General features: G+C 54.4%; 9 protein-coding genes and 1 pseudogene. 9 read left to right on the top strand and 1 reads right to left on the bottom strand.

Features of this window, described 5'->3' with window-relative positions; all coding sequences use genetic code 11:
- Window positions 1-7 precede the first annotated feature (7 nt).
- The 9 genes from tssM (at window position 8) to ACIPF8_RS22660 (ending at window position 12016) form a co-directional block, all read left to right on the top strand.
- Window positions 8-4051 carry a type VI secretion system membrane subunit TssM gene (tssM, locus tag ACIPF8_RS22700; RefSeq protein WP_400425743.1) on the top strand — a complete coding sequence of 1348 codons (4044 nt, stop codon included), beginning with the start codon at window positions 8-10 and terminating at the stop codon, window positions 4049-4051.
- A complete protein-coding gene (locus ACIPF8_RS22695; RefSeq protein WP_400425741.1) occupies window positions 4051-4995 on the top strand; it encodes a TagF domain-containing protein in 945 nt (314 codons plus the stop codon). Before tssM ends, ACIPF8_RS22695 begins: the two co-directional genes overlap by 1 nt.
- Before the next feature lie 66 nt (window positions 4996-5061).
- Window positions 5062-6207: a TagK domain-containing protein gene (locus ACIPF8_RS22690; RefSeq protein WP_400425739.1), complete on the top strand. Its 1146-nt coding sequence runs from the start codon at window positions 5062-5064 to the stop codon at window positions 6205-6207.
- Between the two features lie 92 nt (window positions 6208-6299).
- The gene (locus ACIPF8_RS22685; protein ID WP_400425737.1) at window positions 6300-7040 is read left to right on the top strand and encodes a type VI secretion system accessory protein TagJ; all 741 of its coding nucleotides are present in this window, start codon (window positions 6300-6302) and stop codon (window positions 7038-7040) included.
- A gap of 20 nt (window positions 7041-7060) precedes the next feature.
- A complete protein-coding gene (gene tssE / locus ACIPF8_RS22680; RefSeq protein WP_400425735.1) occupies window positions 7061-7618 on the top strand; it encodes a type VI secretion system baseplate subunit TssE in 558 nt (185 codons plus the stop codon).
- Between the two features lie 54 nt (window positions 7619-7672).
- Entirely contained in the window at window positions 7673-9553 is a 1881-nt protein-coding gene (gene tssF, locus ACIPF8_RS22675; protein ID WP_400425733.1) for a type VI secretion system baseplate subunit TssF, read from the top strand.
- Window positions 9554-9561: 8 nt separating this feature from the next.
- Window positions 9562-10695, top strand: coding sequence for a type VI secretion system baseplate subunit TssG (gene tssG, locus ACIPF8_RS22670; protein WP_400425853.1), 1134 nt, complete (start codon window positions 9562-9564; stop codon window positions 10693-10695).
- Window positions 10689-11798 (top strand): ImpA family type VI secretion system protein, encoded by a 1110-nt coding sequence (locus ACIPF8_RS22665; protein WP_400425731.1) that lies wholly within the window; start codon window positions 10689-10691, stop codon window positions 11796-11798. The genes tssG and ACIPF8_RS22665 overlap by 7 nt, the downstream gene beginning before the upstream one ends.
- A complete protein-coding gene (locus ACIPF8_RS22660; protein ID WP_400425729.1) occupies window positions 11783-12016 on the top strand; it encodes an ATP-binding protein in 234 nt (77 codons plus the stop codon). The genes ACIPF8_RS22665 and ACIPF8_RS22660 overlap by 16 nt, the downstream gene beginning before the upstream one ends.
- A gap of 64 nt (window positions 12017-12080) precedes the next feature.
- Here ACIPF8_RS22660 and ACIPF8_RS22655 read toward each other — a convergent pair.
- Window positions 12081-12344 (bottom strand): annotated as a pseudogene (locus tag ACIPF8_RS22655) (hypothetical protein); the annotation flags it as partial.

Here is a 12344-nt window from a genome sequence, read left to right as displayed (position 1 = left end):
AACTACTATGAAAAAATTTACCGATTTCATCTTTTCACGCCAAATGCTGGCGTTTCTGCTCATCGTGCTACTCGTTGCGGCGATTTGGTTTTTAGGGCCTTTATTTGCCTTTGGCGGCATGCGCCCACTAGCAACCGTGGGTATGCGCATCACCGTCCTGATTTTGACCTTGGCGTTAATCTTGACGCTCTTTCTCAAAAAGCCCTTGCACATCATCGGCGTGGCTTGCCTTTGCCTGCTGATATGGCATGCCGGTCCCTTGCTGGCTATCGGTTCGATGCAGCCGCTAGTCACCGTCTTTGAACGGTCAGTCGTCATCGCCATCATCCTGTTTATCTATGCGGTCTATGGTCTCTACCATTTGTACCAAATGATGCGCACGGATGAAAACCTGCGCGACACGTTGTTCCGCTTAAAGACAGACAATCAAACTCAGGCGGGCAAAGATGCCAAGGAAGCTTTAAAGTCAGTCAACAGTAAAATCGGGCGCGCCATGCTGCAGTTGAAAGCCATGCGCTCGAACGGCGGAAGCTGGCGTCGTTTGGTGGAAGGTAAACGCTATCTGTACGAACTGCCGTGGTACATGATTATTGGCAATCCTGGCGCCGGCAAGACCACGGCGGTGCTCAACTCCGGTTTGAAATTTCCATTGACGGAACATTCAGGCGCGGCACAAGCCAGCAAAGCAGGCACCACGAATTGCGACTGGTGGCTAACTAATGAGGCGGTATTGATTGATACCGCCGGGCGTTATGTTTCGCAAGATGTCAACCAGCAACCAGATGCGGCTGAATGGCATGGCTTTTTGGCCGTATTGCGCAAGTACCGGAGTCGTGCACCAATTAATGGCGCGATTCTGACTATCGATGCTCAGGAATTGCTGGACCCGATTGCGGCAAATAGGGAACGGCTGGCCATCGACCTGCGCGCGCGTCTGGCAGAACTGCGCAGCGAGTTGGGAATACGTTTTCCGGTCTATGTGACGATTACCAAGATGGATTTGCTCGAAGGTTTTAATGAGTATTTCCAGTCATTGACTTCGGAAGGTCGTGCCCAGACGTGGGGTTTTACGCTACCGTATCTAGACCCGTCCAAGCCGGCTCCTTCTGGTAAGAACGAGGCTGGCGATAGCCCGTTGCTGTTGCAAGTGCGTGCGGAGTTGGGCGCGTTGGCTGAGCGTCTGGACGACGGCGTGAACACGCGGGTTCAAGAAGAGTTCGACGCCGGACGCCGGCGCTTGCTCTATGCCTTGCCACAAGAATTTGAGGGACTTTCGAAGATGCTGGCGCAGATGATAGGGGCCATCTTCCTCGATTCCCGTTTCGACGCAACGGAATTGCACCACAACTTGCGTGGTGTCTATTTTACAAGTGCTGCACAATCGGAAGACGTCATTCCCGGCAATCGCCTGACGCTCATGGAGCGTGTCTATGTCGCATTGGGCTTACGCCAAGCGCCGTCTGCGAGCCAGGATGTGAGTCCATCGAATGAGAATAGTCCAAATCGGACCCAACTCATCGGGACAGCACTGAGCGGTAATCGCAGCTATTTCCTGAGCGATTTGTTTACCCGCCTAATTGTTCCGGAAGCGCATCTGGTCCGTCCCAATTTACGCTGGGAATTTCGCTTCAGAGTGTTGCGATTGATTGGACATGCAGTGTCCATCGTTCTCTTCCTGGCCTTGGCCAGTGCGCTATCGCTATCGTTTGCCAATAACGAGCAATATCTGAAGTCGGTGACGGAAAAGAAGGACATGCTCAAAACGCTGGTCACCAATCTGTTCGCCCAATCCGGCGAAGAACGATTGAAGCATGTGCCCGATGCATTGACGACTGCACAAGATATGCCTTTGCACCGGGGTCTAGATGTTAGCGACCCTGCGATGAGCTATCGCTATGGTTTATATACCGGCAGCACGATTCTGGCCGCGGCGGATACCACCTACAACCGTCTGGAAGATACCTTGCTGCTGCCGCAAATCGTACATCGCATGGAAGTGGTATTGCGCGCAGCGATTGACGCTAAGGACGCCAAGACCGCTTACAACACCTTGCGCGTCTACTTGCTCATTAATGACAAGAACCACTACAACGCCACCGATGTAAAAACATGGGTGTTGCAGGACTGGGAGGCGTCGGATAGCGCATCGGTATTTGGCGGACGGGCGTCGATGATTGGACATATCAACCACTTGTTTTCGGAAGAGAGGGTAGTCCAATCGTCGTTCGTCAAGAACGAAGCGCTGGTGCAGGATGCCCGGAATTTTTTGAATGCGGACACGTCGACCCAGCGTTTGTATGAGCGCGCCAAGCAAGCCATGGCCTCCGAATCGCCGGAGGACTTCACGCTGACGCGCGCGGTGGGTCCTCAGGCCGGCACGGTGTTTACCCGTTTTTCGGGTAAGCCTCTGGATAAGGGGATTCCAGGTCTGCTTACCTATGACGGCTATTTCAAGCTATTCGACAAACGTTTGCCCGAATTCGTCAAGCTGGCCAAGCAGGATGATGCTTGGGTTATGGGAAATTACGTCTCAACGCAAAAAAAAACGCTGGACGACGTCGCCAACGCATTGGGTGATGATGGCCTGACGGAAGACATCCGTCGCCAGTATCTGACTGAGTATGCCAATCAGTGGAATGACTTTCTAGAAGATATCCGTACCGTCACCGGCAGCAACCTGACGTTCGATTTGACCGTGCTACGCGCCTTTGCTTCGCCCGATTCACCGCTTTCGCGCCTGGCCCGTGCCGCTGCACGCGAGACCTCGCTCTCCAAGCCGCTGATAGCCAAATCGAATGAAGATAAAGGTTTTTTCGACAAGGCTACCGATAAGCTGGACCAACAAGCCAGCAAAGTCTCCAAAAGCCTCAATGTTCGCCCGCAAGAGCGGATGGAACGCGAGTTGGTCGATAGTCGTTTTGCTGCACTGCGTGAAGTCGTGACCGGTCAAGCGGACGACTCCGCTGCTCCGGCGGCCGGCGGGGGCAAACCTGGCCTGGAAAATATTGCAGGCCTGCTGAATGAGTACTATACCGTGCTGGTTGTCGCCGACACGGCGTTGGGCACAAACAGCCTGCCGCCCGGCGCTGCCGATGCCGGTATGAAGTTGAAACTGGAAGCGGGTAAATTACCTGCGCCATTTAAGGCGGTTCTGACCGCACTGGCCGACAGCGGCACTGACAAGGTTGCACAGGGTGCTTCGGCGATTTTAAGCACGCAGGCCCAAACGCAGTTGGACCGGATTGTCGGGGCACTCAAATACCAGGTGAGCGACCCGTGCAAGCAGAGTATCGAAGGCCGTTATCCGTTTTCGGATAGTACGCAGGAAGTCAGCATCGAAGATTTCACCCGCATTTTTGCCGCCGGCGGCGCTGCCGATGACTTCTTCCAGAAGCAGTTATTGCCGTTTGTCGATACCAGTAGCCGTCCTTGGAGATACAAGAACCCAGAGACCGCCAATCAAATGGCGTCTTCCGATGCGTTAGCCAGCTCCGCGGCATCTGGCGTACCGGCAACCGGCGTGGGTGCGGCATCCGGCCCGACCCTGATGGGCGAATTATTGAAACTGCTGGCCAAGCAAGGACCGAATCCGGACGCATTTGCGAGGATGAATACCATCCGGGATGTTTTCTTTAGAGAGCCCGGTAGCAAGAAAATGGCCTGGAAGATGGACATCAAGGCCACCGATGTGGACCCGACCATCACCGAGCTGATTATCGATATCGATGGCCAGACGCAACGTTATTCACATGGCCCGGTACAAACCTTGGCGGTGACCTGGCCTGGTCCTCGCGGGGGTGCCAATGCAGAATTGACCGCCACGCCACGTATCAGCGCCGCTACTTCGTCCATCATCACCAGTGGCCCATGGGCGCTGATGCGCCTGATTGAGCGCGCCAAGTTGGTCAATACGGCCACGGCAGGACGTGTTATCGCCAATTTCAGCTTGGACGGCCGCAAGGCGGTTCTCGATATCAATACCGGCAGCAGCCTGGCTAGCCCATTGACGACGGACTTGTTGAAATCCTTTCAGTGCCCAGGAGCGCGGTAATGGCAATGTGGCTACCGGGATTTCTGCGTGAATCAACGGTCAGTAACCCGACGTTATGGGGGAAGATGCCGAGCCGCGGTGATTTCATCCGGCATAACGTCAAGTATGCACAGAGTGAAGCGCTACAGGCTTGGATAGGCCAGCATCTGCAAGCCGCACGACCTGTTATCGAGGTACCGGCGCCGCAATTAAAAACCGTGGCCGCCAAGCGTAAGCGTGCGGAAGACGCGAAATGGAGTCACCTGACGCCTATCGATTTGGTCGACCCGCGCGAAATCTTGTCGAAACCGCCGATGCCCATCATCCATGTATCCCCGCAAAATAAAATCGCACCTCCTGCGGCCGGCCATGCCGGTCTACCGTGGTGTTTTGTACTGCCGCCAGGTAGTTTTCCTTTTGCTGCCAAAGAGCATGTAGTCGGAGTCTGGATGGCGTCGTCGGACAAGATTGGGCGCGTTTATCCGCTGGTCATGATGCAAACGGCATCGCCGCGCTGGATTAAACAATACTTCAAAGGCTATGCGCTGCAGCCCTGTGACTGGCTATTTGCAGCCGCCCGCGCGATGGCGCACGCAGTGTACGCGGAAGAAACTGAACTAGACCGCCCCAGTAATCAGCAGAATCCGCAAAAGCAACCAGACCGCCTTATTGGGCTAGTGTCGCAACTGGAACAGTTGTGGGCACTATATCAGCCAGGTTGGCGTGGTTTATTCGGCGGTTTTAAAAAGGTACCGGAACAGGAGAATATCCAGCGCTTCATTCCATCTCCGCACAGAGAAGACCCAATACATCGTTTGCACGGGGTGCGCTACTTACCTTGGGCAGACTGGCCGCAGCGCTTGACGGGCGGTGAGCTTGACGCTGTGCAACGTGCTGCCTTCTGGCAGCAGGATTTGCAGGGGCGGTTTGTGGGAGCGGCGGAGCGTATGCAGGACGTGGTTTAACTTGGCAAGTAATTGATGATTCCTTTTAAGCACAATTTACATCTACGCGTTTTGCACCAGCATGGCATGACGCTACAAGCCACGCTCATTTTTACTGCCGATACGGTCCTGGGCGAGAAGCAGTTCGCCGAATATGTGCCAGAAACGGAGCGTAGATGGTTGAATGACATGCGGTGCACCGTGTGCTGGCGCACGTTCGGTGCCGCAGCAGGTGGATGGTGGCTAGTATGTAATAGCCAGCGCTGGGCCTGTTCAGTCAACGATGTGCCGCTTCCCTATCAGCAGAGTCTGCCTTTGCATGCGGGTGACCGGATTGAGCTGGGAATGTTGCATCTGGAGGTCGGCGAAGTCAATAGGCCGGAAGTTAGCCAGCATTCTGCTCTCCAACCGACTATAACAAACGCAGCGACGCTTACAGGAACAATACCGTTGCCCAAGTTTGGGACAGATGATGCCGCTGCGTCACTGACCAGTTTGATACGTGGCAAACACAGTCCGCTGGAGCCGATGGCCAGCGCGAATCTGTTTGATATCGTTCCAGAAGCTATCGGAATGGATTTTGGGAGGGAAAAAACACCCCATTCATCGTTGCCCATGCTCAGCGACCAAGACATTATCAATGGCAAGCACCTTGATGCAGCTTATATTGCGCAGACCAAATCACACGTGGACAACATGGTGATGCCGGCAGCACCAGCCTTTGAATTCCCATCCGATGCCCCTATTGATGAGGGGAATCAGGGTGGAGACGATGAGATTGTTGACCCTGGTGTTCACAGCAATATCGTTGAAGAGCTTGGCAAAGATTATATTCAGGCGGTTCAAGACCCGGCATCGCTACATGCACAGCTCAATATACAAGCGATGCCAGAACTCACCGACTCCCTTCTCAGCACACCGACCGAGCTGGCTGCCCATATTCCGCAACATATTTCGATTGAAGATTTAGTATCGGGGGAGCTAGATATAGAGAATTTGTTTCAGCAATTCGGTACGCAAGAGTGGCAATTGCCTTCTACGACGCCAGACAATGATGTACTGAATCTATTCGCGCAAGGCATCGCGATGCCGAAGCAACGTTCCAATTTACCTTCTCTGACCCGGCGCGAGCACCATGCCTTTAGTCCCGATAGTTCCTATTGGGCCGCCACCGACTCCAGGCAGGATGCAGAAAAGCAGGTTTTACCGACGAAGGACTCCGACCCGACATGACCACACACGTCTCAAATGGCAATGCATCCGACCACGGCAGCGCGCTCAATAGCTGGTTGCAGCAGGATTCGTTGATGAGTGTTTTAGTACGTTTGGAAAACGACATCCGTTCGGCGCCAACTGATATTAGCTTGCGCTGGGGACTGTTTCAAACATTATGTCTGTTGGGACAGTGGGAGCGCGCGCTTAAACAATTGCAGGTTTGCGCCAAGCTGGACGCCGAACTGGTGTCGACCGCGCAGGTCATGCGTGACCTGATTCGTAGCGAAATGCTGCGGGCTGCCGTTTTTCAAGGGAAAAAGCAACCAGGTCATATGGTGGGCACCCCTCCAAGCTGGTTGTTGCGTTTGCTGGATGCCTTGTCCGCCGCGGGGAATGGCGATGTCAATGCTGCTGATGTGGAGCGTGAGGAAGCATTGTCGGCCGCGCCGGAAGTCGCCGGCGAGAGCAATTTAGGGACATTCACGTGGATAACTGAGAGCGATTCGCGCCTCGGTCCAGTGTGCGAAATGGTTGTCGCTGACATGTATCGCTGGTGCCCGTTCAGTGAAATCGCCACCCTCAACATTCAGCCACCGCATAGCCTGCTCGACCTGATTTGGACTCGCGCCGAGGTCAGCCTGCGCGATGGTTCGGCATTGAAAGCTTACTTGCCGGTACGTTATCCGGGCTCTGAGCTGGCTGACGGCGCCATCCGCCTTTCACGCGAAAGCCGTTGGCGAGAAGAAGGAAAAACCGGTGTTTTTGGCCTTGGTCAGAAGACCTGGATGACGGATGTCGGTGATGTTGGGCTGCTCGATTTGCGAGTCATTACTTTTGCACAAAATCCTTAGCCACAGAACACGAATACATCATGGAAAAAGCAGCCTGGCGTCATCCCGTCTCTGATGACAAAGCCAACGACAAGCAAAATGCGCCGCGACATCCAAATGCGCATCTGCTGCCGACGCTGTTCGACCGCCTGCGCGACGACGAACCGTTGCGCAGTTCCGAAGCACCTGGGGAATATACGGTAACGCGTACGCAAATGCGCCAAATCATCCAGCGCGACCTGGCCTTCCTGTTGAACACGGTGAACATGGAAGATTTGCTGGACCGCGACCGTCATGCGGAAGCTGCCGCGTCGACCATCAATTACGGCGTACCGCCGTTAGCCGGCAGCTATCTGTCCGAGCATAAATGGGCTGACATCGAGCAGCGCCTGCGCCGTGCGATTTTCGACTTCGAGCCGCGCCTGATGCAGGAAACGTTGCAGATCGTGCCGCTGATGAAAGAAGGCGCGGAACGGCAATATAACGTGCTGTTGTTCGAAATCCGCGGGGCGATTCGTATGGACCCGTACCCGATGACGTTCATGGTGCAAAGCTCGGTCGATTTAGAGACCAATCGGATGTCGATAAACGAGAAGTAAAAGCCGGGCTTGTGCCGGCGACGAAACACACAATTATTCTTTAGGCAAAATAGTATGGACCCACTTCTTCTCGATTACTACAACCGTGAACTCGTCTACATGCGCGAATTGGCAGGCGAATTCGCGGAACAACATCCGAAGATTGCCAAACGACTGGGGATGCACGGTATCGAAGTAGCCGACCCGTATGTGGAGCGCCTTATCGAGTCGTTCTGCTTTATGTCGGCCCGTATGCAAATCAAGCTGGATGCTGAATTTCCTCGTTTTACGCAGCGTTTGCTGGAAGTGATTTATCCCAATTATATTTGCCCCACACCGTCGATGGCAGTGGCGCAATTACATCCGAATTCGAAGGAGGGTGACCTCCGGCGCGGTTTCAAAGTGCCAAGGCAGACGGCATTTCACGCCAAAATCCCCCAAGGAGAAAAAACAACCTGCGAATTTCGCAGCAGTGCCGATGTCATGCTGTGGCCGATTGAGATTGTCGCGGCGCGGCTGACAGGCGCACCGCCGGACATTCCTTCCATGGATAGGCATTTGCCGGCCCATCTTCAGGTGCAAGGCGCGCTGCGCCTGACTTTACGCATCGATGGCGAGCTGAATTTTTCTGATTTGCAGGGGCTGGAGCGTTTGCCCATCTATTTATGCGGTGAAGAAGGCATGGCCTCGCATTTATTCGAGTTGTTGCACACCTCGGCAGTGGCGACCTTTACCGGCGCGCCGGGTGCGATAGGCAGCACCCCTCATGTCGTGGTCAAAGATGCCCTGGTGCACGAGGGATTGCAACCCGACCAAAGCCTGTTGCCGCTGGCCTGGAACACTTTTCATGGGCACAACCTGTTGCATGAATATTTTTCCTGCCCGAGCCGTTTTTTCTTTTTCGCATTGACCCAATTGGCACCCGGCTTGGCACGGATACATGGCAAAGAGGCGGAAATCGTGATTCTTCTGTCTAAGCCGCCCGGGGCATTGAGCAATCATGTCGATGCACAGCAGTTCGCCTTGCACTGCACACCGGTCATCAACCTGTTTCCGAAGCGTACCGACCGGGTCGAACTGAACTCGGCGCAGGCGGAATTCCATTTGGTGCCGGACCGAGCGCGGCCGATGGATTATGAGGTGTTTTCGGTGCAGGAAATCAGCGCCCAGGCAGATAAAAATGCCGAGGCAATAACATTTCGTCCGCTGTTTCAAACCTTGAACCAGGATGAAGGAAATTTCGGACGCTATTTCTCGATGCGCCGGGAGCGTCGCCTGACCTCTTCAACGGCGCGCAAATACGGCACGCGTACTCCTTACACCGGTACGGAAGTGTTCATTTCTCTGGTCGACCAAAACGAAGCGCCGTATGCGGATAATCTGTCACATCTGGCGGTCAATGCGCTGTTGACCAACCGTGATTTACCGGGATTAGTCCCCCGCAATGGTCAATCCGATTTACGCGTGGCTGATTCTCTGCCGGTCGCCAGTGTCGGCCTGATTCGCCCGCCCAGTACGCCGCAAGCGCCGTTTGCCGAGCGCGAGATGGCCTGGCGCCTGATTCGGCAACTGGGCTTCAATTATCTGCCGTTGACCGATATGAGCGGTCGCGAGGGCGGACAGGCGCTGCGCGATATGTTGCGCTTATTTGTTACCGGCGAGGACTCGGCACAGATGCGGCAAGTGCAAAGTCTAATAGGTTCCGATGTGGAACCTGTGACCCGCCGCTTGCCTGGTAAAGGGCCGCTGGTGTACGGCCGTGGTGTCGCTTGCAAACTGACGGTTGACGAAACAGGTTTCTCCGGCACCAGTCCGTACTTGTTCGGTTTAATACTGGAGCATTGGCTGGCACGTCATGTCTCGATTAATGTGTTTACCCAAACCGAGTTGCATTCGATGCAGCGCGGCATGGTAACGCGTTGGCCGGTACGCATGGGTGGCCGAGGAGTAGTCTGATGCTGACGATGGATTCCGACAATCAAGCCGTTACTACAGGTCTCACCACGCAAGGCGGGGCGACTAACGAGGTAAATTTGAGAACGGTCGATGCGGCGACCTGGCGTTATCGCCTGATAGATGCTGCCGCCTATCCCTGGAGATACGGCTTTGTGAGCTTGCTGCGGGCCACAGCTGCGCGTCATTCCCACTTGCCACCTATTGGCCGGGCCACTTTGCCGCGGCAAGAGCCGTTTCGACTTGGACAACAACCGTCAATGACCTTCTCCCCGCGGGAAATTGCGGCAATTGACCCGTATACAAAGCATCCTCAGATTCGCCTGTTCGGATTAGGCATGCTGGGGCCGAATGGCCCCTTGCCGATCCACTTTACGGAAATTGCCAAAGAGCGCCTGGACAACAGGCACGATGCAACTCTGATCAATTTCCTGGACACGTTTCACCACCGCTACATGACTCAGATGTATCTTGCCTGGTCGCAGGCGCAGGCGGCTGCCGGCCTGGATCGGGCCGATGACGAGCAATTCTCACAATATGTCAGCCGACTGGCCGGAAATGACCCGGTGAATATCCAGTCGTCGCCATTGCCGCCCCATGCGCGCATGGCGGCCTCCGCGCATTTGGTTCGGGAGGCCAGGAATCCCGACGGCTTGGCGACGACCCTGGCGCATTTCTTCGGCGTGCCGGTACAAATTGAAGAGCATGTGTTGCACTGGATTAGTGTCTCCGAGGACGAACACACCATGCTGGGACGAGCTTCGGTGGCCAGCGTGATGAGTGAGGGGGCGCTATTGGGCGAGGCGGTGCCGGACCGTCAGCATAAATTCCGTATCGTCATCGGCCCATTGTCGCTGGCGCAATATTTGCATCTGACACCGCAAGGACGCGACCTGCCGCTATTGGTCGAATGGGTCAGAGCCTTCGTCGGATTCGAATACGAATGGGAAGTTGAACTCAAGGTCGCCACCACGGCGGCCACACCGGCCCGTATTGGTGGTGAAGAAAAGTTGGGATGGGCGACCTGGTTAGGTGACAGCGATACATCGCAGGCCGCCACTACCGGGATGGTTTTTGAGCCTGAACACTACATGCGCCAAGGAGCGCAGCGGAACAAGACACACCAAGGAACACCGCAATGTTAAATAAACTCACGCAAACACTACACAATCTGATGGGGACGGCGACGCCCGAATGGTTGGCGCCACTGTCGGAGAGCGAGCCGTGTGGGCCAAATTTGGAATATGACCCGGAATATATGCTGTTAATGGCGAAAGCAGCACCAAGGAACGATGCCCAGTATGGTGATTTTGTGGATACGCCGGAAGGTCCTAACTGGGCTGACATTGAACGCGATTGCGAGCGTCTGTTGCTGCGTTCCCGCGATATTACGTTGTTGGTATTGCTGCTGCGGTGTCGAACGCGCAGTACGCAAGCGGCCGGGTTGCAGGAAGGCTTGACCAGGTTGGCTGGATTTTTGGAGCACTATCCTGAGCATATTCATCCACAGTTACTAATTGAGGGTGAACGAGACTTTGCCATGCGCGCAAATGCACTTTCTGCGCTAGCCGACCCTGATGGGCTGCTGTCCGATATCCGAGACATCACGTTATCCAAAAGTACGGCTATGCGCTTGCAGGTACGTGATGTAGAGCGTGCCTTTGCATCCCCCCGTCATCCAGATGCGCTCTCGGTTGAGACCGTACAACGTCAATTGGTGGATTTACGCCATGCCCGGGACGCTACGCTCAAGGATTTGGCGGACGCCTCGGCGTTGGTTGGACGCCTGCAACTGTGGTCTCAAAGCGATTTGCAAGATGATGCGCCGGACCTGCTACCCCTCGCACGTCTGTTGGGATTGTTCGCGTCGAAGTCGGGCGTCGCCATGGTAAAGCCGGCCGAGATACCGGCACAGGACGCCAAGGCGCAGAGGACGGCTCTCGAGTCCAACTCGGCAGACATCAAGCAATCGTCCTCCTCTCAAAGCGGCAATCGTAAATACCTGGATACCTTTAGCGACCAAGGGAATACATCAATGAACCCGACCGATATGTCTAATCACGCCATCAACGGAAGGCAGGCGGCTTTGCAAGCTATACAGGAAGCGCGTGCATGGTTCGAGCTAGTGGAGCCTAGCAGCCCAGTTGCCATCCTGCTGCGCCAGGCGGAAAAAATGGTGGGGAAACGATTTTCTGAAGTGGCACAATCGATTCCGCCGGATTTGCTGGCGCGTTGGGAACAGGAATAATCATCGCACTGCATTTCTATGAGTGCACCAACCTCATCATGACGACCAGCTTGGGCTTTTCGGAATGTGGCTCAGTGTTCAGAGAATCTAAGATGACTACAATCCTGCTTGATCGCCTGACCCATCCTCACCATTTAATCGAAACCGGGAATAACAGCTATAGTTTTAAAAAACTCTATTCACATCACAGGAAAGGACAAAAAAATCAAATTGATTGATCTCGGCATGACCTATATTTTTTCTTTAAATAGAAGTCAAATTCGAACGTAAAAGAGCATGAGTTTATGCTTCCGCACTCATAATTCTTGAATTAAATCGGTAACACCGCGTGTTGCCTAAACCTGGCAAGCGTTCGTTCCGATCAGCTCTGACCTTGTCACCTTTTCCTTCCGTGACCAATAGATTCCGATCCATTAACAGCTTCTTGACCATCTTGGGGCTATAGCCTTTGCATATCTCATTGTTGAAAACCTCCGGTAAAACAAAATATTCCAGTTCTGTATCTTCTGTTTCGTTAATAAGCATTCTGTCGCCGTATGCCCGATG

Origin of the sequence: Collimonas sp. NPDC087041 (genome assembly GCF_044745265.1) — a bacterium.
GTDB lineage: Bacteria > Pseudomonadota > Gammaproteobacteria > Burkholderiales > Burkholderiaceae_D > Collimonas.
Note: the sequence above shows the minus strand (reverse complement) of the source record. Positions and strands in the feature narration are given on the sequence as shown.

What these genes read in the sequence shown, in the direction of transcription:
- tssF (WP_400425733.1), top strand. Translation starts at nt 7,673, where the DNA reads ATGGACCCACTTCTTCTCGATTACTACAACCGTGAACTCGTCTACATG.
- tssG (WP_400425853.1), top strand. Translation starts at nt 9,562, where the DNA reads ATGGATTCCGACAATCAAGCCGTTACTACAGGTCTCACCACGCAAGGC.
- tssE (WP_400425735.1), top strand. Translation starts at nt 7,061, where the DNA reads ATGGAAAAAGCAGCCTGGCGTCATCCCGTCTCTGATGACAAAGCCAAC.
- tssM (WP_400425743.1), top strand. Translation starts at nt 8, where the DNA reads ATGAAAAAATTTACCGATTTCATCTTTTCACGCCAAATGCTGGCGTTT.
- ACIPF8_RS22695 (WP_400425741.1), top strand. Translation starts at nt 4,051, where the DNA reads ATGGCAATGTGGCTACCGGGATTTCTGCGTGAATCAACGGTCAGTAAC.
- ACIPF8_RS22690 (WP_400425739.1), top strand. Translation starts at nt 5,062, where the DNA reads ATGACGCTACAAGCCACGCTCATTTTTACTGCCGATACGGTCCTGGGC.
- ACIPF8_RS22665 (WP_400425731.1), top strand. Translation starts at nt 10,689, where the DNA reads ATGTTAAATAAACTCACGCAAACACTACACAATCTGATGGGGACGGCG.